Annotated in this window: 18 protein-coding genes; 6 read left to right on the top strand and 12 right to left on the bottom strand. The window is 70.8% G+C overall.

All coding sequences use genetic code 11. From position 1 onward, the window contains the following. Positions 1 to 74: 74 nt before the first annotated feature. The 6 genes from ACFPP6_RS32865 to ACFPP6_RS32890 all read right to left on the bottom strand — a co-directional run bounded on the left by ACFPP6_RS32865 (position 75) and on the right by ACFPP6_RS32890 (position 9,579). Complete coding sequence (locus ACFPP6_RS32865; protein ID WP_382050083.1) at positions 75 to 1,370, bottom strand: cytochrome P450 family protein; 1,296 nt, start codon at positions 1,368 to 1,370, stop codon at positions 75 to 77. Beyond that, the gene (locus ACFPP6_RS32870) at positions 1,367 to 4,567 is read right to left on the bottom strand and encodes an amino acid adenylation domain-containing protein (protein WP_382050085.1); all 3,201 of its coding nucleotides are present in this window, start codon (positions 4,565 to 4,567) and stop codon (positions 1,367 to 1,369) included. The genes ACFPP6_RS32865 and ACFPP6_RS32870 overlap by 4 nt, the downstream gene beginning before the upstream one ends. A 137-nt stretch (positions 4,568 to 4,704) precedes the next feature. Next, positions 4,705 to 5,205 (bottom strand): pyridoxamine 5'-phosphate oxidase family protein, encoded by a 501-nt coding sequence (locus ACFPP6_RS32875; RefSeq protein WP_382050087.1) that lies wholly within the window; start codon positions 5,203 to 5,205, stop codon positions 4,705 to 4,707. Between the two features lie 1,072 nt (positions 5,206 to 6,277). Beyond that, positions 6,278 to 7,657: a DEAD/DEAH box helicase gene (locus ACFPP6_RS32880; RefSeq protein ID WP_382050089.1), complete on the bottom strand. Its 1,380-nt coding sequence runs from the start codon at positions 7,655 to 7,657 to the stop codon at positions 6,278 to 6,280. Between the two features lie 500 nt (positions 7,658 to 8,157). Beyond that, positions 8,158 to 8,823, bottom strand: coding sequence for a hypothetical protein (locus tag ACFPP6_RS32885; protein WP_382050091.1), 666 nt, complete (start codon positions 8,821 to 8,823; stop codon positions 8,158 to 8,160). 366 nt (positions 8,824 to 9,189) lie between these two features. After that, on the bottom strand, positions 9,190 to 9,579 hold the full coding sequence (locus tag ACFPP6_RS32890) for an SH3 domain-containing protein (RefSeq protein ID WP_382050093.1): 390 nt from the start codon (positions 9,577 to 9,579) through the stop codon (positions 9,190 to 9,192). A 378-nt stretch (positions 9,580 to 9,957) separates the two neighbouring features. On the opposite strand from ACFPP6_RS32890, the gene ACFPP6_RS32895 reads away from it, so the two are divergent. After that, positions 9,958 to 10,728: a helix-turn-helix domain-containing protein gene (locus ACFPP6_RS32895; RefSeq protein ID WP_382050095.1), complete on the top strand. Its 771-nt coding sequence runs from the start codon at positions 9,958 to 9,960 to the stop codon at positions 10,726 to 10,728. Positions 10,729 to 10,754: 26 nt separating this feature from the next. Here the strand turns inward: ACFPP6_RS32895 and ACFPP6_RS32900 are convergent, their stop codons facing one another. Together ACFPP6_RS32900 and ACFPP6_RS32905 are read right to left on the bottom strand one after the other, a co-directional pair. Further along, positions 10,755 to 11,351, bottom strand: a complete 597-nt coding sequence (locus ACFPP6_RS32900; protein ID WP_382050097.1) for a hypothetical protein — start codon at positions 11,349 to 11,351, stop codon at positions 10,755 to 10,757. Positions 11,352 to 11,460: 109 nt separating this feature from the next. Then, positions 11,461 to 12,315, bottom strand: coding sequence for an inositol monophosphatase family protein (locus tag ACFPP6_RS32905; protein ID WP_382050099.1), 855 nt, complete (start codon positions 12,313 to 12,315; stop codon positions 11,461 to 11,463). A 65-nt stretch (positions 12,316 to 12,380) separates the two neighbouring features. On the opposite strand from ACFPP6_RS32905, the gene ACFPP6_RS32910 reads away from it, so the two are divergent. Then, complete coding sequence (locus tag ACFPP6_RS32910; protein ID WP_382050101.1) at positions 12,381 to 13,127, top strand: TetR-like C-terminal domain-containing protein; 747 nt, start codon at positions 12,381 to 12,383, stop codon at positions 13,125 to 13,127. A 97-nt stretch (positions 13,128 to 13,224) separates the two neighbouring features. After that, on the top strand, positions 13,225 to 14,469 hold the full coding sequence (locus ACFPP6_RS32915) for an MFS transporter (RefSeq protein WP_382050103.1): 1,245 nt from the start codon (positions 13,225 to 13,227) through the stop codon (positions 14,467 to 14,469). A gap of 237 nt (positions 14,470 to 14,706) precedes the next feature. Here the strand turns inward: ACFPP6_RS32915 and ACFPP6_RS32920 are convergent, their stop codons facing one another. Beyond that, a complete protein-coding gene (locus tag ACFPP6_RS32920; protein ID WP_382050105.1) occupies positions 14,707 to 16,011 on the bottom strand; it encodes a phosphatase PAP2 family protein in 1,305 nt (434 codons plus the stop codon). Positions 16,012 to 16,447: 436 nt separating this feature from the next. Then, positions 16,448 to 17,377, bottom strand: coding sequence for a nuclease (locus tag ACFPP6_RS32925; protein WP_382050107.1), 930 nt, complete (start codon positions 17,375 to 17,377; stop codon positions 16,448 to 16,450). A 297-nt stretch (positions 17,378 to 17,674) separates the two neighbouring features. Between ACFPP6_RS32925 and ACFPP6_RS32930 the strand changes: the two genes are divergently transcribed. Beyond that, positions 17,675 to 18,796, top strand: a complete 1,122-nt coding sequence (locus ACFPP6_RS32930; RefSeq protein WP_382050109.1) for a glycosyl hydrolase family 18 protein — start codon at positions 17,675 to 17,677, stop codon at positions 18,794 to 18,796. Between the two features lie 18 nt (positions 18,797 to 18,814). Here the strand turns inward: ACFPP6_RS32930 and ACFPP6_RS32935 are convergent, their stop codons facing one another. Then, positions 18,815 to 19,105 carry a hypothetical protein gene (locus ACFPP6_RS32935; protein WP_382050111.1) on the bottom strand — a complete coding sequence of 97 codons (291 nt, stop codon included), beginning with the start codon at positions 19,103 to 19,105 and terminating at the stop codon, positions 18,815 to 18,817. Between the two features lie 234 nt (positions 19,106 to 19,339). Between ACFPP6_RS32935 and ACFPP6_RS32940 the strand changes: the two genes are divergently transcribed. Continuing rightward, positions 19,340 to 19,939 (top strand): HAD family acid phosphatase, encoded by a 600-nt coding sequence (locus tag ACFPP6_RS32940; protein ID WP_382050113.1) that lies wholly within the window; start codon positions 19,340 to 19,342, stop codon positions 19,937 to 19,939. A 63-nt stretch (positions 19,940 to 20,002) separates the two neighbouring features. On the opposite strand, the gene ACFPP6_RS32945 is transcribed toward ACFPP6_RS32940, so the two are convergent. Further along, positions 20,003 to 21,250: a cytochrome P450 family protein gene (locus tag ACFPP6_RS32945; RefSeq protein WP_382050116.1), complete on the bottom strand. Its 1,248-nt coding sequence runs from the start codon at positions 21,248 to 21,250 to the stop codon at positions 20,003 to 20,005. Between the two features lie 402 nt (positions 21,251 to 21,652). Here ACFPP6_RS32945 and ACFPP6_RS32950 point away from each other — a divergent pair, with 402 nt between their 5' ends. Then, complete coding sequence (locus ACFPP6_RS32950; RefSeq protein WP_382050118.1) at positions 21,653 to 24,130, top strand: discoidin domain-containing protein; 2,478 nt, start codon at positions 21,653 to 21,655, stop codon at positions 24,128 to 24,130. Positions 24,131 to 24,157 lie beyond the last annotated feature (27 nt).

Below are 24,157 nucleotides of genomic sequence, written 5' to 3' on the forward strand. Positions count from 1 at the left end.
TTCCGGCGGAACAGATGCAGAGGACGGAGTGGGTGGAGCGGGTGGAGAGGGCGGAGAGGGCGGAGGGGGAAAGGTCACCAGCGCACCGGCAGCCGTGCCGGTGCGCGCAGCGGGGTCGTCTCGTCCCAGGGGACCGACTCCGCCGGCACCGCGAGCTCGATGCCGGGCAGCCGCTCCAGCAGCACCTGGACCGCAGTGGCGAGCTGCAGCCGGGTCAGGTGCCCGCCGGTGCACGTGTGCGGGCCGTGGCCGAACGCCACGTGGGCGTTGGGCGACCGCGTGAGGTCGAGCCGGTCGGGGTCGGCGAACGCCTCCGGGTCGCGGTTGGCCGACGCCGGTACGGGGACGACCGCGTCGCCGGCGCGGATGTGCTGCCCGTGCAGGGTGAAGTCCTCCTTGGCGACGAGGATGTTGATGGCGTTCATCAGCGGGATGTAGCGCAGCAGCTCTTCCACGGCGGTACCGATGCCTGCCGGCTCGTCCTGCAGCCGCCGCAGCTGATCAGGGTGGGTGAGGAGGGTGAACAGGGCGTTCCCGGTGTGCTGCATGTTGGTCTTGTAGCCGGCCATGAGCATGGTGACGACGAAGCTGACGACGTCGTCCCGGGTCAGCTCGCTGCCGGGGCGCCGGCTCTCCGCCAGCAGCAGGTGGACGTAGTCCTCGCCCTCGCCCTCCTGCTCCTTGCGGGAGATGAGTTCCGCCGCGTAGTCCTGCAGCGCGTACAGCGCCGCCAGAACCTCCTCCATCGACAGCCCGGAGGCGCTGAGCAGGGTGAGGGTGTGCGGGAGGTAGAGGTCGCGGTCCTCGTGCGGCAGCCCGACGGTTTCGCACAGCACGCGCAGCGGCAGCGGCTCGACGTACGCGGAGACGAGGTCCGCCGTGCGGTCCGGGGACCCGGCCACCATCTCGTCGAGCAGTTCCTCCGCCATGGCCCTGACCCGCGGGCCCATGAAGTCCAGCCGCCGGCGGCCGAACAGCGGAAGGACGGTGCGGCGCACCCGCTCGTGGTGTTCCCCGGTCATCTCCAGGAACGTAGGCAGGCACGGCGGCGGCGCGTCGTCGCCTTCGCGGGGCGGCCAGGCCGACAGCAGCGGACGCTCCAGCCGGGGATCGGCGAAGGCGGCCCGCACGTCCGCGTACCGGCTGATCAGCCAGCCCGTCTCGCCGTTGGGCAGCTGTGCCTTGACCACGGGCTGTTCGGCACGGAGCCGGGCGTAGGCGCACGGCGGTCCGGCGGTGCCGGGCTCCACGGCCGGGACCGGGATGAGGGCTTCGGGGGCGCCCATGCCGGTTCCGGAGCCGCCCATGCCGGCTCCGAGGCCGTTCGTGGGGGTCCCGAGGTCGTTCATTGCGGTTTCCAGGTCACTCATGCGTTGGCCTCCGAGGAGTCGCCGGCGGGACGGGTGATGTAGCCCGAAGTGAAGAAGTAGTCCAGATAGCGGTCGAGCAGGGCGGAGTCGACCGGCGGGCAGTCCAGCCCGCTGCCGGCCAGCGCGGCTTCGGCATTGCGGCGCCCCAGCACCGGGAACGTGTCCTTGAGGTACATCTCCTTGACGGACATGTCCGCCGTACGGCTGCGGTCCACGCACAGGGACACGAACGGGGCCGTGGCGCTCGTCGGGTGCTCGGCGACGTGCCGCACCAGCTCGCCGACCCACTGCGCGTACGGCAGCGTCCGCAGCGGGAAGCCTGCCGCGCGCATCCGGTCCAGGACGTCCGACAGCATCGCCGGGCACGGGTTGGTCAGGTGGTAGACGCGCCCGTCGGCCGGCCCGTTGACGGCGATGTGGACGATCGACTCGGCGAGGTAGTCCACCGGCACGAAGTCCATGGGCAGCTCGATGTCGGGGGCCAGCCCGGTCTCGGCGATCGTCTTGAACAGCGAGCAGATGGCCGTCTCGGTGTTGCACACGCCGTGCGTCCGGTCGCCCGTCACCTCGTACGGCCGGTGCACCGCAACCGGCAGACCCTGCTCCGCCGCCTGCTGCAGCACCCCTTCGGCGACCCACTTGCTCTCGGCGTAGCCCATGGTGAGCCCGTCCGCGTGGGCCAGCGGCACGTCCTCGTCCACCTCCCGCACCCCTGCCGGACCGAACCCGGCGAGGACGGCGACGGTCGAGACGAAGTGCACCGGCACCCGCCGCGGTGCCGCGATCCGGACGACCTCCCGGGTGCCGTCCACATTCGCCGGGCGCAGCTCCTCGTACGGGTAGAGGAAGTTGACCCGGGCGCCGTTGTGCACCACCAGGTCCAGCGTGCGGGCCAGCTCGGCCCGGTGCTCGTCCGGCAGGCCCAGCCCGGGTTCGGTCAGGTCGCCGGGGAAGCAGTCCACGCGCTGCCACGCCGCCTCGTCCGGGTGCAGGCCGTAGCGGGCGAGCGCGGTGCGCACCCGCCGTTCGGCGTGCGTCCGGCTCGACGCCCGCACCGGGCAGTGGACACGCGCCGCGGTCGAGCGCAGCAGCCGGTCGAGGAGGAAGGCGCCGACGAATCCCGAGGCGCCGGTGAGCAGGACGTTCCGCGGGTCCCGGGGGCTCGGGGCCGGTCCTTCGGCGGGCGGGAGGTCGAAGCCGAGACCGGCCTCCTTCTCGAAGTCGACGGTCGGTCCGGCCGTCGTCGTCACGGATCCGCCGCGTGCCGCACTCACGGCCGCCGCGAAGCTCTCCAGCGCGGGCGCGGCCAGCAGCGCCCTGATCAGGCCGGAGCCCAGGGAGGCGTCCAGGTCCAGGACGGCGAGGGTGCGGGTGACGGCCTCGGAGGCGAGCAGGGAGTCGCCGCCGAGGAGGAAGAAGTCGTCCTCGGGCGCGGGCCGCACGCGCAGCACCTGCTGCCAGACCTCGGCGAGGAGGCCGAGCATGCCGTCGGCCTTCGTGCCGTCGGTCTTCCCCCTGTCGGCCTTCGCCCTTTCGGTCTTCGCCCCATCGGCCTTCGTCCCGTCCACGTCTGAGGGGGCGGTGGCAGGCGTGGGGGCGGTTTCGGAGCCCGGGGAAGCGGACTTGAGCCGGGCGCGGTCCACCTTGCCGCCGCTGGTCACCGGGAAGTGGCCCATGGGTATGAGTACCGGAACGGCCTGCGGCGGCAGCCACTGCGCACAATACGCGCGTAGATCCGGCAGAGGGAGAGGCCGGCCGGGTTCGGCAGGGGTGACGTACGCGGTCAGCGCACCCTCCTCGGCCTTGACGACGGCCTCGCCGACCGCGGGGTGGGCTCGCAGCCGCGCCTCCACCTCGTCCAGTTCGATGCGTATGCCGCGCAGCTTCACCTGGCGGTCCAGCCGTCCCCGGTACTCCAGCAGGCCATCGGCCGTCCACATCACCCGGTCGCCGGTCCGGTACAGCAGGCCGTCCGGCTCCACCGCGGGTATCGATACGAAGCGCTCGGCGGTCAACCGCGGGTCCCCGAGGTAGCCCAGGGCCAGCCCGTCCCCGCCGACGTACAGCTCGCCTTCCTCGCCGCGTGCCGCGAGCGAGCCGTCCGCCCGCAGGACGTGGCAGACGGAGGCGCCGAAGGGACGACCCAAGGGGACGTGCGTGGCGTCCTCGGGCAGCGCGCGCAGCACGTGGGCGGTGGAGACCACCGAATTCTCGGTCGGACCGTAGAAGTTGACCACCGTGGTGCCGGGGCAGGACGCGAGGACGGCGTTCGCCAGCCGCGGGTCCATCGCCTCGCCGCCGGCCGAGACGAACCGCAGCCCGGAGAGCGCTTCGGGGCGGGTGCGGGCCACGAGGTGGAAGACGCTCGTCGTCAGGTAGGCGACCGTCACGTCCTGCGCGCGGAGCAGCTGCTCCAGGGCCGGAGGCGAGAGGAGTTCCTCCCGGTCGGCGATGACCAGGCACGCACCGGTGATCAGCGCGCCCCAGATCTCGATCGTCGAGGCGTCGGAGGACAGCCCGTAGGCGTGCAGGACCCGGTCGTCCGGCCCCGGCGGCGGCAGCTCGGGCTCGGACAGGACGAGGCGGACCACGCCCCGGTGCGGTATCGCCACCGGCTTGGGCCGGCCGGTCGTGCCGGAGGTGAAGACCACGTAGGCGCGGTCGGTCGCGGACGGGGTGCGGGCGGGGCCGGCGAAGGGGACCGGGGCGCCGTCCCCGTCCCTGCCCCCGCTCCCGTCCCCGTCGTCGAGCCCGATGTTCACCCGCAGTCCGCGCACCGGGCGCGCGCTGCCCGGCAAGGTCACGGCGGCGCGCAGCCCGGCGTCCTCCGCCATCGCCCGCAGCCGGGCCGGCGGCAGGTCCTCGTCGAGCGGCACGTACGCACAGCCGGCCTTGAGGATGCCCAGGAACGCCACCAACGCCTCCAGCGAGCGGCTGCCGCGCACGCCGACCAGGTCGTCCGGACCGACGCCCTGTGCGAGTAATCGCGCCGCTAAGGCGTCGGAACGGGCGTCGAGTTGCCCGTACGTCAGGGTGCGTTCCCCGTGCCGGGCCGCCGGCGCGTCGGGCCTAGCCGCTGCCTGAGCGGCGAACAGTTCGGTCAGGCAGCGGTCCCGGGGATAGCCGGGTGGGGGCGTGCCGTCCGCCGGAGATGTGGGTCGGGGGAACAGGGATGGCGAAACGGTGGTGTCGGTCATCGGGTTCTCGGGTCCTTCTCGGTCGGACTGTGGGAGGGGATGCGGGGGCCGCGCGGGACACGGGGCGGTCAGCTGGCGGGGGCCGGGGCCGGGGCCGGGGGGTCGGTGGTCGACTACCAGTGGTTCACCACCGGTGGTCAGCCGGCGTCGGATCCGGCCTCGGCTCCGGTGCCGGCTCCGGCATCGGCGAAGTCGGCGGCGAAGGCGGCGAAGTCAGCGGTGCGCCAGCGCTGGGGGCGCATGCGGAAGGCGATGTCGTCCTTGAGCTGGTCCGAGGTCGCCGCCAGGTAGTCGCGCGCCTCGCCGGGGTCCAGATAGCGCTGGGCCAGAGCCTCGCGCACGGCAGGGTCGATCGGGTCCTCGATCGAGGTGACGGGGCCCTCGACGCTGACGTAGCGGTACGGCCGTCGCTCGTCCTGCACGCAGAGGCTGAACCGTCCCGCGGCACGCAGCAGCCGGGCCTTGACCGTCTCCCGGCCCGTCTCGACGACGATCTCACCGCCCGGTTCGTAGCCGTACCAGACCGGCACCACCAGGGGCGCACGGTCGCCGCTCCGGGGATCGGTGACGCCCAGGACGCCGATGCGGGGGGCGGCGAGGAATCGTTCACGGGCGTCGTGGGGCATTGCGGGCAGCATGAAGTGAACTCCTGTTCTGGTGATGGTGATGGGGGTGGGGATGGGGATGGTGACGGGGTGGTGGCAGCGAGGGGTGAGGATCGCAGAAGCGGTCTCCCCGTTGCTCTCCGGCTGAATGCCTGTGAATGCGGGGGACGGGTTCTCGAAGGTGCTTCCCGGCCCGGCCGGTGCAGGTTGTCGTCTGCCGGCCGGTGCTCCCGTCCTATCTGAAGGAAGGCTCGTCTGCGAGCCACCGAGCCGGCCGGAAGGCGGGGCGGCGCTGCTCGGCTGCAACGGCCTGCGGGCCGTGGTTCTGCCCGCCCCGCCGGTCCCGCCCGTCCCGCCCGATTCGAATCGTTCCTACGCCCGCACTCGGTACGTGGCTACGCAGAACGGGTGCCGGAGTCCGGACCGCTGCCCCTCGTACTGCCTGCTCAAGGGGTCTCCAGGTGCCACCCACACGTACTCTCACAGAAGCCCAGCCTTCGAACTACAACAGACAGGGAGGAATAGGGAGGATGCTCGACGTACTTGAAGGAACCTCTCATACCTGACGCGGCCCTGATCCACTCTGCCCGGCGTGCGGCACGTCGCACAACCGTGCCTGAGGGGTATGGCTGACGGGCTACGGGTCACTCCCTGGTGGGCTTGCGTAATCGACCATGATCGGTTCCGCGAGAAGAACCACCCTGCTGGTGACCGTGCGTGGTCGCCGGAGATGCCGGGGTAAAGGCCGTGCGTCGGAAGGGATCGGCCCGTACCGCTGCAGGCCGTTCCATCATTCCTTACGGACCGTCACCACCCTTAGGGATGCGGTCCGTTGTTCGGTTCCGGCTCGGGTTCCGCGGAGCGATCATGGTGAGTCAGATTTTCGGACCGAGCCGAGCCGGTTAGACCCGGACTGGGTCGACCACAGCCCTACGGCGCAGGGCCGCCGGCCGATGCGCTTGGTGGCCGGAATCCACCGCGCCGGCGCCGCACGCAGGGGCTTCGGCAAGGTCATGACCGCCGGCCGCCGCTGAGGCGGCACGCCCGGTCGTCGGAGCGGCGGCTCACAGCAGTGGGTCCCGGCAGTGGGTCTCAGCAGTGGTTCTCAGCCGCCGCGGCGGACCCGGGCCGCCTTGCGGGCTTCGGCGAGCTTGCGGGCCTCGGTGGCCTTGCGGGACTTGCCGCCGGTGCCGCGGGAGGTGTCCTTGCTGGTGCCCAGGCCACGGAAGGGGGTGTTGGTGTTCTTGGCCCGGGGCGCGGCCGGCCCGCCGTCGAGCGGGGTGCCGGAGGGAGCCTTGGCCCCGGTGATCCGGCTCAGCTCCGCCTCACCCGAGCGCACCTTGGTGGTCTTCGCCTCGATGCCGGCACCGGCCATCAGCTGGCTCACCTCGCGGCGCTGTCCCGGCAGCACCAGCGTGACGACGCGGCCGGACTCGCCGGCCCGCGCGGTGCGGCCCGCGCGGTGCAGGTAGTCCTTGGGGTCGGTGGGCGGGTCGACGTTGACCACGAGGTCGAGGTCGTCGACGTGCAGGCCACGGGCCGCGACGTTGGTGGCCACCAGGACGGTGACCTGGCCGTTCTTGAACTGCGCGAGGGTCCGTGTGCGCTGCGGCTGGGACTTGCCGCTGTGCAGGCCCGCGGCGTGCACTCCACTGGCCCGCAGGTGCCGGGTGAGCTGGTCGACCGCGTGCTTGGTGTCCAGGAACAGCAGGACGCGGCCGTCGCGGGCGGCGATCTCAGTGGTGACGGCGTACCGGTCGGGACCGTGGACGACCAGTACGTGGTGGTCCATCGTCGTGACCGCGCCCGCGGAGGGGTCGACCGAGTGGACGACGGGGTCGTGGAGGTAGCGGCTGACCAGCTGGTCGACCTCGCGGTCCAGGGTGGCCGAGAACAGCATCCGCTGGCCGTCGTGGTGCACCTGGTCGAGCACCTCGGTGACCTGCGGCAGGAAGCCCATGTCGCACATCTGGTCGGCCTCGTCGAGGACGGTGATCCGTACCCGCTCCAGGCGGCACGCCTTGCGCTCGATGAGGTCGTGCAGGCGGCCGGGGGTGGCAACGACGACCTCGGCCCCGTCGCGCAGCGCGGCGGTCTGCCGGCCGATGGACATGCCGCCGACGACCGTGGCCATCCGCAGCCGGAGCGCGTCGGCGTACGGCACGAGCGCCTCGCTGACCTGCTGGGCGAGCTCCCGGGTGGGCACCAGGACCAGGGCGAGGGGCCGCTTCGGCTCCGCGCGCCGCCCGGCCGTCCGTACGAGCAGCGGCAGGCCGAAGGCCAGCGTCTTGCCCGATCCGGTCCGCCCGCGTCCCAGGACGTCACGTCCCGCGAGGGCGCTCGGCAGCGTGGCCGCCTGGATGGGGAACGGCTCGCGCAGGCCGCGCTCGGTGAGCGTGCGCAGCACCGCGGCCGGCAGCTCCAGCTCGGCGAAGGAGGCGACCGGGGATGCCGGGGAGACCGGCGGGGTGAGGGCCACAGACATGAAGAGCCTTCCGTATGGGGAACGTACCGAGGAAGGCCCGGCAGGAACGAGCAACCGACGAACAAGGGAAACCGGACGGACGGAATCGACGGCCCTCACGGTCATGCAAACGTTTGATGGTAACACAAAGTGACAGCGCGCCCCGGTGCTGTGGCGCTGATCTCTCCGTATGCACGCCCGAGGGGGACATCCTGCCGGCGGAGGAGCTCGGCGAGGTGCCTGCCCGTGATCCGGAGGGCGCGGGGGACGGACAGATGGCCTCGGCGGCCCAGGTGTGCCTGCTGCAGACACAGCACGGACAGAATCAGCAATGCGATGGAGCGCCGTTCTCCGGGGAGGCGGCGGGAGGTCGAGTGAACCGGCGTCATCGGCTTGATGCGACCCGCCGGAGCTGACCCCCTCGGCCTTGAAATGACACAGGCCCTCATCAGCATCCGACGTGTCGCTAGCGCATGCGCCCGCACAGCCGGCCGGAACGCACATGACGCGCACCGGTCCGCTCAGGCCTCAGCGGCTGCGGTCGTCTCCGCGGCTGCTTCGGCCTCAGGCTCCGTTGCCCGGTTCGCTGTGTCCGGCGCCGCGTCTCCCTCGACCGCGGGCGCGGTGTAGAACACGGAGCCCTGCTTCCGCTCGCGCTCCAGGCGCCCCTTGGCAACGAGGGCTTCCACCGTGCTGCGCACCACCGGGCCACTCACGACGCGCTCCGGGTGAGCCTGTCCCAGCTCCTTGACGATCTCGCTGACCATACGCGGCTGACCGTGCTTGCCGAGAACACCGAGAATCAGCTCACCCAGTGTGGGCCCGTCGCCCTTCCTGGTGCGCACCGCCGGTGCCGGCTGCTCCGCGCCCGCACCCGCGTTCCCGGCCTGCGCCGGCTTCTTCCGGCGTCCCGGGGAAGCAGATGACTTCTTCGCCCGGCGCGCTCGTGGTACGGCTCCTGCAGTCGCTGTGCTTCCGGCCTTGCCAGGCGCTTCGGCCGCCTCTCCCGGGCTGGCCTGCTGCCCGGCCACAGTGCTCCGCATGCCGGAAAGCCACGCGTGCTCGGTCTCCAGCGTCTGAAGGCGAGCACGGAGACCTTCCTGCTCCTTCTCGTTCTTCTCCAGGTCAGCTGCGAACTGCGCTGCATACTGAGCCTGGATGTTGGCGCCGTCCATCTCGTCGGTCATGACCGCTCCCTCACCTGGACTGGTGTATTGCTGCGGGATGTTACCCACCCAGGCGCGGTATCAGCACCACCTGCCGCACAAGTAGACCCTGTGCCACGTCTCGACGCGTCCCCAATTGGGATACAACGAGGGCATGTCGGAGCCGCGCTGCATGGGGTGAGCGGCGTTCAAGTGCTCACCGCACGGAGTCCGCACCGCATGTGTGATGTTGACGGCCCACCCGTGGCGGCTCCTCGGTTCCGTCGGTGCCGACCGCCGGGGCTCAGCGGTCCACCTACCCGACCCCACCAGCCAGGCGACGAGAACAGCGGGCGGATCCGGCGTGTGTGCCGGGTCCGCCCGCTGCCGGGTGTCACGGTGAGAGGGTCAGCATTTGTTGTCGGGGTGCTTGGAGCCGCCGTCGTCCAGACGGTCGTTGTAGACCCAGCCGTTGGTGTCCTTGCCGTCTATGCGGACATGGGTCCACTTGTGGCCGTGGTCGTTCTCCACCCAGCAGTGGTACTGCAGCACCGTGCTGCCGGAGACCTCCTTGACCACGGAACAGTCCTCGCTGGGGCCGGTGCGGATCTTGGCGCTGTCCCCCTTGGGCGTGCCCTTGCCCGGGGACTTGTTGGACCAGGTGGGGTGGGCGCAGGCGTCGGCCCCGCTGGGTTGGGCACTGGCGGACGGTGCTGTGACCGCCACGGTTGCCGAGGCCATCAGCAGTGGCACCACGGCTGCGGCGAGAAGTCCTGCCTTTGCCCTGTTCACACTCATGGATTTCCCCTTTTCGGCTCGGTGGGCAGCCGGTGCGGCTGCCCGTGATCACGAGAACGCTGTGCGAAGGAGTGGCGCTGGACGACGAACGGCCGGTTCCGAGTTCGGCCTCGAAGCAGGCCATTGCCGGTTCACCGTGCAGGTTCCGTGGATCCTTACGGCCGTCGTCGTGGAGGAAAAGCTATGTCGGGTTTATTTCTACGTCAATGAAGAAAGTGCGTAGCTCAGGCGAAGTGGCAGGCAGGTGCCGGGAATTCGTTGCAACGATCCTGGCGGTTAATGCAAAGGTTTCGATGGAGTCGTTGCAACGATCCGGTCGTGAACGCACACTGGTCCCGGCTCCGGCTCGGCGCTCCGGACCGCAGGAGGTGACTACTGATGCCGGGTAGCAGACTGACGCAGCAGGACCGCCGGCACATTGCCGCCGGACTGGCCGACGGGCTGTCGTACGCCGGGATAGCCAGACGCCTGGACCGGCCGACGTCGACCGTCACCAGGGAGGTGATGCGCAACGGCGGCCCTGTCGGATACCGCGCAGACCGTGCGCACCATGAGGCGGGGCGGCGTGCCCGTCGGGGCGGACGCGGCGGCACCGGCTCCGCGCCGGCTGCCGCGTTCGCCACCGACCTCCCCGGCCGGGACGGGGAAGCGGTGCGCGACTACGAGAAGCGGCTCACGGAAGTCCTGGTCGCCATGGGTCTGCCAGGGATGACGGCCCGCGTGCTCGCCTGCATCGGCATCACCGACTCGGGCTGTGCCACGGTCGCCGACCTCGTTCAGCGGCTGAACGTCAGCCCGGCGTCGGTCTCCAAGGCCGTCGGCTACCTCGAAGGCCAGGGGCTGATCCGGCGGGAGTGCGACGCACGCCGGCGGCGCGACCGGTACGTCATCGACAACGAAATGTGGTTCGAGGCCATGATGGCGAGCGTCCGGCTCAACGCCCTCCTCGTCGCGACCGCCCGTGACGGCGCCGCCGTCCTCGGACCCGGAACGCCCGCAGGAAACCGGCTGAACGACATGGCCCACCTCCTCGAACACGTCAGCCACGACCTCCACCGGTCGATCGAGCGCTGGCTCCACGGCTACTACGCCCGGCGGGCGCCGCACGCGCACGGTGGTGACAACTGCGACCCCACCAGCTCGCAGTAGCCCGTTGGAAGCCGGTCCGCAGGTGTTCAGTGGAGCTTGTTCACCGCAGTGCGGGTCGTAGTCCTGAAGCCGCTGACGGGGGCGTCCTTGAACGTGCCCATCTGCCCCCAGTGCACGACGGTCACCGTCCGGCCGTCCCGCCCCACCGAGAAGAGATGGACGTCGCTGCCCGTCTCGGCGCGCGTCGTCTGCACCCCTTGTACGTGGGCGCCGTCCGCCACCTCAACCCTGCCGAGGTCGCGCCACGCGGCGCGCGTGCCGGGATCCTCCTGCTCGACCTTGCCCGCGCAGTCCCTGACCGCCTTGTCCAGCAGCCCGGCCAGCGCCTCGGCCCGCGACGCGTCGCGCTCGACCACGGTCACCTGCACGGCGCTCGTGTCGAGGTCCGTCCAGAACGCCCGGTGCCGCGAAGTCGCCCCCGGCAGCGCCTCACCCACGCAGAACGGCAGCGGGTCCGGCACACCGCCCGTCACCGCCCCGCCGTGCCAGGCCGTCCCCGCCCGCGGAGGCAGCTCCGCCGGGTCGAGGAACGCCGGCACACCCGGTGCCGCGGAGGCGGGCGACGCCGCCACGACGACCGCAGCAGCCGCCAGGACGGCGAAGACAGGACGACGACGTCTCATGAGAACTCCCCGGAAGGAAGGAACAGTTGGTCTCTCATTGTCGCAAAGAAATGCCGCCCGCCCCGGCGTGACAGCCACAGCCTGGCAGCCTGGTCGGACCCGCCGCCATTTACGAGTTCGCAGCCCCGGCCTCGACGCCTCGACTGCGGATCATCGACATCAGCAGCCCGTGAGTCTCGGCGTCCGCGGCCGCTACGAGCCCACGCCCTGCCTGCCCGTCCTGCTCACCTTGCCCGATCGGAGCGCCGTCAACTCCTGTGACGACGCAGCCGGCGGCCCGGCACAGAGCGATACCGGCGGCGAAGTGCACGCTCCCGGTCAGGTCGCCGCCGTCGGTGACGTATGCGGCACGCTTGCCGGCCGCGACCCAGGCCAGCGCCAGCGTCGTGGACACGACGCGCGGCCGGAACCGTTCGACGAAGCCGGGGTGAGTGAGCAGGTCCACGGCCCTGAATCCGGGCGCGCTCGGAAAGGGCGGATCCAGGTTCACGTCCACCAGCCGGGTGGCCGCCGTCGGCGCCAGTCGTGTGTCGCCGTCATCGCGCCGCACCCAAGCGGCATCACCGTCGGTGAAGAAGACCTCGCCACTGAACGGATCGGCCACCGCAGCCGGACCGTTGAGCAGTGCCGCGTTGCGCAATGCCACGTTGACAGCAACGAGCATGTTACCGACGGCATAGTTGAGTGTGCCGCACAAGGGGTCCACCAACCACTGGCGCACCGCGTCGGCTGCACCTCGCCGCCCGCCTTCCTCGCCGAGCACCGCGTCCTCGGGCCGCGCAGCACGGATGACGCCTAGGATCGCCTCCTCAGCGGCCACATCGGCGTCAGTGGCAAAGTCCCCGGCACCCTTGTCCATACGGGTGAGACGCTGCCCGTACCTGGCGCGCACGGCCTCTGCGCCGGCACGGACGGCACCTATCGCAACGTCAGTGTCGTCAAGTCCCGCAGTCGAGTTGATCACGACGTGCAGAGTAGCCGGGCGGCGACGCACCCTGAGCTGTTGCAGCCGGCATGTACGGTTCGGCCATGGAGATATCCCGATCAAGCACCACCGATGAGAACGGTGAGAACGGTGAGAACACCGGGCTGTCAGCGGTCATCAAGAGCACCGCGCGTCAGCTGCTGCTGAAGGTGGGCGCCGGAGGACTGTCCCTGGAAGCCGTTGCCGACGGCAGTGCACTTGACGTCACCGCCGTGGAAGCCGTCTTCCCGCATCGTGACGACCTGCTGACCGCGCTGGTCATCGATGCCTACAACGAGTCCGGCGCCGCGATGGAGCAGGCCGACCGGGCGGCCAGGGACGCCGGCGCGACGGCTGGTGCGCGGCTCCTCGCGGTCACCCGCGCACTGCGGAAGTGGTCGTTCGGCAACCCCGCCGAGTTCACGCTGATCTACGGCTCGCCCGTGCCGGATTACCACGCCCCGCAGGACACGGTCCCGCCCGCTTCACGCACCCCAGCGGTGCTGGCCGGGATCGTGCGCTCGGCGCTGGAGGCCGGTGAACTCACCCCACCCCGGCGCGCGGTGGCGGGGCCGCCGCTGCTCCTGCCGGAAGCCGTGGAGCTCTTCGGCGGCGTGCCCGACGCACCGTTCTCGGACGTCATCGAACGCGGCATCGTGCTGTGGAGCAACCTGATCGGGCTCCTGGTGTTCCAAGTCTTCAGCCGTACCCACGACAGTGTCCGGGACGAGTCCGCGTTCTTCGACTTCGCCGTCGCCGTGGCGGCCGAAGGCATCGGACTCGTGGTGCCTGCGGGCGAGAACACCGACTAGAGGGGGGCCGCCCGCCGAAAGGCGGCCCGGAAGCCGTCTGTTAAAATGAACGCGTTCGCCTCCGGCGCCCCATCGGGTGCGCCAGGAGGCTTTTTTCATGCCTTCTGACACACCCCAACCCTGCCAACCCTCCGAACTCTCCGAGCCCACCCTCCTCCCCACCACCGGCTACCGTGCCCTGCTCCGCAACCGCGAGTTCGCCGGCTTGTACGCGAGCTTCACCTTGACGGCCGCCGCGAGCACGCTGTCGGGCTTCGCGCTCGGGATGCTGGTGGACCACCGGACCCATTCCCCCTTCCTCACGGCCGTGAGCATGTACGGCGCCACGTTCGCGACGGTGTTCGGTGCACTGACGCTGATGTCGGTGGCCGACGGCGGCCGGCCCCGCCGGACGCTCCTGGCGCTCCAGTGCGTCTCGCTGGCGGGCGTTGCCGCACAGGCGATTCCGGGGCTGCCGCTGCCCGCCAGGTTCGGGCTGCTCCTGATACTGGGCTTCTTCCAGTCCTTGGGAACGGGCACACGGATGGGACTGCTCGCCGAAGTCGTGCCGGCCTCCACGTACGCGTTGGCGCGGTCGCTGATGAACATCACGTCCGGCGGCATGTCGGTCCTCGGCTACGCCATGGGCGCCGTGCTGCTGCGGCACCTGAGCCCGCACGGAGTCTTCGGCATCGCCGCGGTTCTGACCGGCCTCGGACTGGTGGTGGTCGCCTCCACCGCCCGGGAGCACTCGATCCGCCTGACGCGGCGGCCCGGTCTGCGTCAGACCTGGGCAACGAACACCGCGCTCTTCTCCCACCCGGGCCGGTGGGCGCTGCTGCTGAACCTCTGGGTTCCCAACGGCCTGATCGTCGGCTGCGAGGCTCTGCTGATCTCCTACTCACCGGACCACGCCGGAGTCCTCCTGGCCGCCGGGTCGGCGGGCATGCTGCTCGGAGACCTGACCGTCGGGCGGCTGCTCACCGCCGGCCGGCGACGCCGCTGCGCGTTCGCCCTGCGGCTGCTGCTCGCCGTCCCCTACCTGCTGTTCGGGTTCCACCCGCCCGCGTGGGCGGCGACGGCCGCGGTGTTCGTCGCCGGTGCCGGGTTCGCCGCCACCCTGCCCCTGCAGGAGCAGCTCATGCAGCTGACCCCCGATCCGGTCCGCGGCCAGGTCCAGGGCGTCGAGTCCGCCGGCCGGATGACCTGGCAGGGCATCGGCGCCGCGATCGCCGGCGGCGTCGCCCAGTACCTCACCCCCGGCGCCGCGGTCACCGCTCTGGCCGCGGTATCCGTGGCCGTCACCGTCCTCTCCCGGCCGTTCGTGATCCGGAACTCGCCCGCGGCATCCGGGACCGGGTGACGGCAGCGGGGGAGCGCCGCCGACGCGGCGGTCGGGTATCTCGCGGACGAGGAGAGCCGCTACCGGATCACCGGTCTCCGCGGACGGTGCCCTCATACGTGTGCTCCCTCCACCCATGGGCCCTTGGCGCGGTATGAAATCCGCGTGATGCCCGTGGGGGAGGGAGCAGGTCCGGCCGTTGACCGGCCCGGTCGTCCGTGGTCGCCGCCCTCGGAGGACCGGGTGCCGCCGGTGGCGTCAAACCAGTTCGGGTTGCGGTTCCGGCTGCCGGGCCGGTGCGGTCCTCGGTTCCCAGGCTCTGGTGGTCCGCACGTAGCCGTATATCACCGAGATCATCGCCAGAATGAGAATCGGTCCGAACACCCACGGGTATTCGGCCATTTCCATCGGCAGATAGCGATAGGACACCAGGAACGCGGCAAAGACCGTCGTGCCGTAGGCGACCAGCTGGATTCCTGCCCGGTCCCAGCCGCGTTCCTGCGCGCGCAGCGCCGCCTCGATCGTGAGGGTGAAAACCACGCCGGCGATGATGTCCGTGCCGTAGTGGTAGCCGAATCCCAGCGTCGCGCCGAGCGTGGCGATCAGCCAGAACGTGCCTCCGAAACGGAGAAGGCGCGGGCCCTTACGGGAATGAATGAAGATCGCGGTCGCCCACGCTGTGTGGAGGCTGGGCATGCAGTTGCGCGGGGTGATCTCGTCGAACGGCATCGCGTGCGGGGTGCTGATGGGCGTCGGCGTGTTCGGCCACAGGTCGGCCACCGCCCAGTGCCCGCCGTCGGCGCCGTAGGCGAAGATCGGCCCGACCACCGGGAAGATCATGTAAATGCCCGGTCCGAGGAGGCCGATCACCAGAAAGGTGCGCACCAGGTGATGGCTCGGGAAGCGGCGCTCGGCCGCCACGTTGCGCAGCTGGTACAGCGTGACGAGGACCGCGGCCACCGCAAGCTGGATGTAGACGTAGTCGAGAACGTGCTCGCCGACCGTGCCGGTGGCCTCGACGATCCGGCCCGCCAGCCACGACGGGTTGCCCAGCGCGTGATCGGCGACCGCCACGTACTGGTCGAGCACCGTCGGGCGGGTCTTCGACGTGATGAGCAGCCAGGTGTCGCCGGTCTTGCGGCCGGCCACCAGGAGCAGGCCCAGCCCGACGGCCTTCAGCAGCAGGATGCGTTCCCGGCCGGTACGGCGTGTGACGGCGATGACGGCACAGCCCAATATCACCCACAGCGCGCCGTTTCCGAACATCATCTTGGCGTCGACGGCCCACCGCACGAGAAAGAAGACGATGTCGATGCCGACCGCGACGCCGGCCGCGATGAATCGCTCCCGCCAGGTGAGCACCACCATCATCAACGCCATACTGGCGTACAACAGCGGGCCCGATTTGGGGGCGAGTATCACCTCTTTCACCTGGTTGGTCATCGGCCCCGGGAGGCCGTAATGACGTGCGGCGATCTCCAGCGTGATGAAGAATGCGAGGGCCACCACGCCCACCGTCGCCCACAGTATTGTCCGTGGTCGACGCCAGGCGGCGAACGTCATTCTGCGGTTTATTCGCGAAAACACCCGCGATGCTATAGATATCAATTATTTGGCCGATTTGTTAGTTGTCAGTTAAATATGTCACTCTTCGTGCCGGATAGCCTGTTTTCCGGTGAACGACGGGCGATGGGATGCTCGTCATGAGTCGGATCATGCTATCGGAGTGGTGCGGGTGGTTTTCGGGGGTTACGGGCGGTGGCCGGTTGACTGCGCCCGACGGGTCCGGCGCCGCCTGGAATGACCATGAAGTTCTCGGCGTCCGGTGGGCATGGCGTGCGCCTCGGCGAAAGCGCACCGCTCCTCAGGAAATGACTGAAATGTCAGATATGCCGGAACTCGATAAAGATGGTGCAGGCATGGCGGATGCCCGTCACGGGCCGGCCGACGGTCGACGGCCGGCGGTCGTCGGCCGGCGCGATCCGGATCCTGGCGCGGCCTACTTCTCGTCGAAGACGACGTCCTCGATGTCGTACTTGAGCTTGACGTTCTGACCGCTGACGGCGAAGAGCTCGTGCAGCCCGGTGAAGGACTTGCCGCGGTCGGGCGAGCCGTGAACGGCGGAAAAGACGGTGAACCTCTCCTGACCGCCGGCCAGATAGGCGGGCAAGCAGGCCAGGGAGGCGGAACCGTTGAAGAGGATGTAGTCGTACAGCCGCCGGAAGAGCTTGGGCAGGATCACCGCGTGATCCGTCAGCGTGTTCAGGTCGGCGACCGTCACCCCGCCGTTCCTCGTCACGTCGCTGGGCCAGAGCCCCAGCGCGTCCGCCCTGGCCTTCTGCGCCACGTCGGCCATTTCCTGGCGCAAGGACCTGGGCAGCGCCGAGTAGAACGTGGGGTAGGCGAGGCCGAGTTTCAGCAGGTGATGGTTGACGCTGGTCCGCAGCAGATCCACCGGGACGTCGATCCGGTCACCGGACCTGTACCGCTTCTTGCCGTCGCCGCCGGGAATGACCGGCATGGGCCCCTTGCAGACCAGGGCGATGCATCGGCCACCGGGCCGGTCGGCGCCGCTGGCGAGAATGAAGCCGGGCACGGACAGGGGAGTGGCGTATGTGACCGTCTCGCGGTCGTCGCCCTCGCCACCCCGGCGCCGCACTCCGGCGAAACCGAGCCAAGCCAGCATCTCGTCCGCGGCTTTGTGCCCGAATACGAGGGGCTGGTGCACCTGATCGCCCGCGGGCTGGTAATGGGTTTCCAGCGTGTCGATTCCGTCGAACCTCACGGTGGCGTGCCCCGAACCCCCGTGACCGACCTGCTTGAAGCCTGGCACGTCCATCCAGAAACCGGGGTCGTCGGGCTGGAAGCGGATCGTGTCACCGTCCGGCTGGGTACCGAGGACCCGATAGGTCCCCTCGATGATGACCATGCTCATAGGAGCCTCCTCCCGCGGAGGCCGGATTCTGGGGCCGGTCCCGATTGGTTCATGAGCGGGTCACTTCCACAAGTGCCTTTACGGGGCCGCCCGCCGGGCTCCCCGGGGCGCTCTTCTTCCAGTACGCGCCGCGGGGCAGGGCGTGTCAAACGGGCCGCCCCGCCGACAGCCGGGCCGGCGACCAGCCCGGCCATGAGCCCGGCGACCAGCCCGGCGGGAAACCCGCCCCCGGAAGCCCCGAGTGGGCCATCGCGGCTCGCCCGCCGGACACCCACGTACCACGCTGGGTGGATGGTCCGCAGACACGCCGCCGTCCTGACCGGAGTCATCGCCCTGCTGAGCGCGCTGCTTCCCACCAGCGCCACCGCCACCGTCACCGCTGCCACCACCGCCACCACTGCCGCGACCACCGGTCCGCCCGCCTCCCGGACCTCGGCGCAGCGCACGCAGCGCACCGTCTCCGCCTGGCTGCCGTTCTGGGAAGCGGGCGCCTACCAGGACGCGCTCGCCCACGCCGATCAGCTCCACACCGTCAGCCCCTTCTGGTACGAGGCCACCGCCGCGGACCGCGTCGAGGAACACGCCGGCGCGGGCGACCGAGCCGTGATCGACGGGCTGCACCGGGCCGGCATGAAGGTGGTGCCGACCGTCACCGAGAGCCTGGACGCCGCCGCCATGGCACGCCTGACGGGCGACCCGAAGACCCGCGCTGCGCACGTCGAAACCCTGGTGCGCCTGGCCACCGCCCGCCCGTACGACGGCCTCGACCTCGACTACGAGAAGATGAACGGAACGGGCCTCGCCCCGGCCGTCGTCCAGCAGGTGCGTACGGGCTTCAACTCCCTGGTCACCGAGGTGTGCAGCCGCCTGCACACCCTGCACAAGGAATGCACGGCCGCCGTCTTCCCCCGTACGGCGACGCGCGACGAAGGCCCGGTCTACGACTACGCGCATCTGGGCCGCACCCTCGACCGCCTGCGGATCATGGGTTACAACCTGCACAACGCCCTGGACCGGCCCGGCCCGTTGTCCAGCCCCGCGTGGTACGAGGACATCCTGCGCTACGCGACTGCGCGCGTACCCGCGCGGAAAATCGAGATGGGTATCCCCGCCTACGGCTGGGACCACCGTGCGGGCGACACCGCCCGCGCCACCCACCGCACGTCCCGCGAGGCCGAGGCGCTGCGGCAGCGCGTCGGCGCGCCCTACGCCCTCGACCCCGGCTCGAAGACCCCGCACTTCACCTACACCGAGGACGGCCGGCAGCGCGAGGTCTGGTACCAGGACGCGCGGGGGATCGCCGCCCACCTGCCCGTCCTGCGTAAATACGGAGTCGAGCACACCGCACTGTGGGCCCTGGACTTCGAGGACCCGCAACTGTGGCCCACGCTCGCCGGGTTCCCGCTCTCGTAGCGCAAAGGCGGACGAGACTCAGTCTCCGGACGGGTCCATGCCGTGAAGACACTCGGGGAAGCCCTTCAGCTCCGGAGCCGCTGCCGCGGGAAGGGAAGAGAGCTGCGAGGGAACACGGACGAACAGCGTCGGTCCGAAGGCATTGCAGGTCACGCCGACGGCCTGCCCAATCGCGGGTGAGCGCACCGGTGCTGGTGGGGCTGGGGAGGCGAGTGCGGCAGCGGAGGCGGCCGATGCGGTCACCATGAGCAGGCCGATGCCGGTGCCGGTGAGGACGCGGCCCGGCTGAGGCCGGTGGGACGAGATCATGGAGTCGAGCATGCAGCCGGGAACCGGTACGAAGCCGTAGGCGCACAGCGACACCCCTCGAGTGGGTGACGGCCCCGTCCTCTTCACGCTCCCGCCACTTTCCGGTCGCCCATGCGCCCTCTTGCGGTGGTGATCTTGCCGGCGGACACGTTGCCCACCGGAAACCCCGGAAACCCCCGGAAGCCGGAAGACCGGGAACCGCCGGGAACCGTAAGACCGGAAGGAACAAGGTTGATGTTCGTCGGGAAGCTTCGCACTGCCGCCTTCGCCGCCCTGGCGGCTCTCGCGCTGCCGGCCGCGTTGCCGGGCACCGCCTCTGCCTCCGCCTCCGCCTCTGTCTCTGCCACGGAAGCCGCCTCGCCGAGAGCCGTGCCCGGTTACCAGACCTGGCAGGCCGATGTCCGGAAGGCCGTCGGCCCGGCCGTCCCGTGGCTGCAGGACCGCGTCGGCCGGGGCGGCGGCAGGCTCGCCGTCGTGCTGGACATCGACAACACCGCGCTGGAGACCCACTACCACCCGGGACAGCCCAACACGCCGGTCCTCAAGGTGGCCCAATGGGCGAAGGAGCACCGGGTGTCGGTGCTGTTCGTCACCGCCCGCACCTCCTCGTCGTCCGCCCGGAAGGAGCTGAAGAACGCCGGCTACCCCGTGGACGCCATATGCACGCGCGAGCACGGCGAGAGCAAGGAGGAAGGCAAGGAGCGCTGCCGCGGGGAACTCACCCACGGCGGCTACACGATCACCGCCAACATCGGCAACCGGTCCACCGACTTCGCGGGCGGCTTCTACGAGAAGGCCTTCAAGCTGCCCGATTACGACGGCCAGCTGTCCTGAACCGCCCGCCTCGCTTGCCTGGCCCGCCTGGCCTGCCTCGCCGAGCCGAAGCGACGCCTGCGGCTACGGATGAAGCCGGACCGGGAGGATCTCCGTGCTGTTGCCCACGAAGCTCGGGTGCCGGGGCAGGTCGTGGTCGGGGACGGCGAGCGTGAGGTCGGGGTAGCGGTCGAACAGGGCCTCCAGAGCGGTCGTCGCCTCCAGCCGGGCCAGCTGCGCGCCCAGGCAGTAGTGCGGGCCGTGACCGAAGGAGAGGTGACGGACCGCGGGGCGGCGGGTGACGTCGAAGCGGGCCGCGTCCGGGCCGTACGCACGCTCGTCGCGACCCGCGGCGGTGTACGAGGCGAGCACCGGGGTGCCCCGGGGGATGGCCGTGTCACCGACTTCCAGGTCACGGGTGGGGTAGCGGAAGGGGAAGAAGCTCACCGGGCTGTCGTAACGCAGGGTCTCCTCGACCACGTCGCCCCAGCCGGCCTTTCCCGCGCGTACCAGCGCCAGCTGTTCCGGGTGCGTGCACAGTGCCCGTACCGCGTTGGTGATGAGGTTGAGCGTGGTCTCGTGCCCGGCGATGACCATCAGGAGCAGGGTGCCGACCAGTTCGCGGTCGGTGAGCCGGTCGCCGTCCTCGGCCTGTGCGGCCAGGAGGGCGCTGGTGAGGTCGTCGCCGGGGGCCGCGCGGCGCCGGTCGAGGACGAGGCCGAGGACGTCGGCCATCTCGCGGTTGGCGGCCAGGGCGCGCTCCGGTGTGGTCGTGGTGCTCACGATCAGACTCGACAGCCGGTGCAAGCCGCCCTGCAAGTCCGGGTCGACACCCAGCAGTTCGCAGATGACGGCCATGGGCAGGGGAAGGGCGAAGTGCTCACGCAGGTCGACCACTTCGGAGGACCCCATTCCACGGCCTTGCGCCGCCTCGCCGAGCGCGTGCAGCAGCCGGGACGTCAGCTCCTCGACGCGAGGCCGTAACCCCTCGATGCGGCGAGGGGTGAACACCTGGGTGACCAGCCCGCGCAGCCTCCGGTGGTCGTCCCCGTCCGCAGTGGTCATGCCCTCGACGGTGGCGAACGTGGCCAGTGGCCACCCCGCCGGTATGCCGCCCTCGCGCAACGCGGTGAAGTGGCGGGCGTTCTTGGCGACGTCTGGGTGGGCGAGGAACGCCTTGAGCTCCTCGTGCCGGGTGACCGCGACAGCGGCGACCTCGCCGGGCAGCACCACGGGAACTGCGGGCCCTCGTGCGCGCAACCGCTCGTTGGCTGCGTGCTGGTCGGCTCCCGTCGGGTCGAGGCGGTGCGGTGTGTCGGACCGGTCCGGCATCTGAGGCTCCTCGGGGTACGTCGGGCGTAGGGCGCTGAGGGCTGAAGCAAGGGCATAGCCCACGACTTGGCCGTTGCCGTTGCCGTTGCCGTTGCCCAGCCCCCTTGTGCGTACCCAGTACGGCTGTGCGACTACGCCGCCGGCGGCGGACGGGATCAGCGAGGGATCGGCCGGATTGACGTCTGTACACCCCTCTTCCCGGCCAGAAGAGTGACCTCTTCCGTCCCGGTTGCGGGATACCGACCGTACTGACTCAGGACCTGGTCCTCCAGGCCGGGCCCTTCAGGAGCCGATGTGTTACCCGACCCAGTCCGCAGACACAGCAGACACAGCAGACACAGCAGACACAGCCTGTTCCGCCGTTCCCGCCTCAGATCCCAAGGGCTCGTCCTGATCGCCCTGGTGGCGGTCATCGTCGCGCTCCTGCCCGTACTGGGCGCGCGCGGTGGCGGGGCCGCCGCCGAGGACCACGGCGCCCACGGCGCCCACGGCGCCCACGGTGCCCGCCCGCCACGCCCGCACCACGCCGCCGCACCCGCCTCGGCCATGGAGCCGGCGGCGCCCGTCCTCTCCAGGGCGGGCTGGACCGCTTCCGCGAGCGACGAGGAGACCGCGCAGGCCGACAACCGCGCCGCCAACGTGCTGGACGGCAAGGCCGACACCCTCTGGCACAGCCGGTGGTCGGGGAGCGCGGCGCCGCTGCCGCACTCCCTCGTCATCGACATGCACCGCACCGAGGTCGTGTCCGCGCTCCTCTACCAGCCGCGCACCGACAGCCCCAACGGCCGCGTCGGCGAGTACGCCATCCACCTCAGCACCGACGGGCAGAACTGGGGCGCGGCCGTCGCCGGTGGCACCCTCGCCGACGACACGACCACCAAGACGCTGAGCTTCGCCGCCCGCGGCACCCGGTACGTCCGGCTGACCGCCACCTCCGAAGCGGGCAACCGCGGGCCCTGGAGCTCCGCCGCCGAGATCCGGCTGCTGGGCGACCCGGGGCTGCCCGCCTCCGTCGTCGACCTGCCGACCACCGGCTGGACCGCTTCCGCGAGCGACGAGGAGACCGCGCAGGCCGACAACCGCGCCGCCAACATCCTGGACGGGGACGCCGACACCCTCTGGCACAGCCGCTGGTCGGGGAGCGCGGCCCCGCTGCCCCACTCCGTCACCATCGACATGCACCGCACGCAGACCGTCTCCGCGCTCACCTATCAGCCGCGGAAGTCCGAGGCCAACGGGCGGATCGGCGCGTATTCCGTCGCCACCAGCCTTGACGGGGTCTCTTTCGGAAGCCCCGTGGCCGGCGGCGTGTGGAAGGACGACGACACCGTCAAGAGCACCACGTTCACCCGGCCGGTCCCGGCCCGGTTCGTCCGGCTGACCGCCACCACCGAGGCCGGCAACCGCGGCCCGTGGAGCTCCGCCGCCGAGGTGCGGCTCAGCGGCCCCGCCGATCCCTCCGTCTCCGGCTCCTGGGACCGGGTCACCGGCTTCCCGCTCGTCCCCGTGGCCACCGCCGTTCTGCCGAACAACAAGCTGCTGGCCTGGTCCGCGTACGCCATCGACCGGTTCGGGGGCAGCAACGGATACACCCAGACCGCCATCATGGACCTCGGCACCGGGCAGGTCACCCAGCGCCGGGTCGACAACACCGGCCACGACATGTTCTGCCCCGGCATCGCCGTGCTCTCCGACGGCAGGGTGCTGGTCACCGGCGGCAGCAACGCGTCCCGCGCCAGCATCTACGACCCGCGCACCGACACCTGGTCCGCCACCGGCGAGATGAACATCCCGCGCGGCTACCAGGCCATGACCCTGCTCTCGAACGGCGACGCGTTCGTGCTCGGCGGATCCTGGAGCGGTGCCCGCGGGGACAAGGACGGCGAGGTGTGGTCCCCGGCGACCGGGAAGTGGCGGAGGCTTCCCGGCGTACCTGCCACGGGCACCATGACCGCCGACCCCGCCGGCCCCTACCGGGCCGACAACCACCAGTGGCTGCACGCCACTTCCCGCGGCCGGGTGCTGCAGCTCGGGCCGAGCAAGCAGCTGAACTGGATCGACACCACCGGCAACGGCACGGTCACACCGGCCGGAACGCGCGCCGACAGCCCGGACGCCATGAACGGCAACGCCGTCTCCTACGACATCGGCAAGCTCCTCACGCTCGGCGGCGCCACCGCGTACGAGAACGCGAACGCCACCCGCCGCGCCTACACCGTCGGTCTCGGCGACGGCACCCGGCCGGTCAGCAAGCGCACCGGCGACATGGCCTACGCCCGCTCGTTCGGCAACAGCGTCGTCATGCCGGACGGCAAGGTGGCGGTGTTCGGCGGGCAGTCCTACCCCGTCCCCTTCAGCGACGCCACCTCGGTGATGACCCCGGAGATCTGGGACCCGGCGACGGGCGCCTTCACCAAGATGGCCGGCATGGCCGTCCCGCGCAACTATCACAGCGTGGCGAACCTGCTGCCCGACGGACGGATCTTCTCGGGCGGGGGAGGGCTGTGCGGCGACTGCGCGACCAACCACGCCGACGGGGCCGTCTTCACCCCGCCGTACCTCCTCAACCCGGACGGCAGCCGGAAGCCCCGCCCGGCCTTCACCAGCACTCCGCCCGCCAGGGTCGCCAACGGCGCCGTCCTGCCGGTGACGACCGACAAGCCGGTCGCCGCCTTCTCCCTGGTCCGCGCCGGAGCGGCGACCCACTCGGTCGACAACGACCAGCGGAGGGTCCCGCTGACCTTCCGGCAGGCGGGCAGCACCTCGTACGAGCTGACCGTCCCGGGCGATCCCGGAGTGGCCCTGCCCGGCACCTACATGCTCTTCGCCCTCGACGCCGCCGGGGTCCCCGGCGTCGCCAAAATGATCACGATCGGCTGACCCGCGCCGGGAGGGGCGGAAGCGGCG

This window comes from Streptomyces aureoversilis (assembly GCF_042657885.1).
Taxonomy (GTDB): domain Bacteria; phylum Actinomycetota; class Actinomycetes; order Streptomycetales; family Streptomycetaceae; genus Streptomyces; species Streptomyces aureoversilis.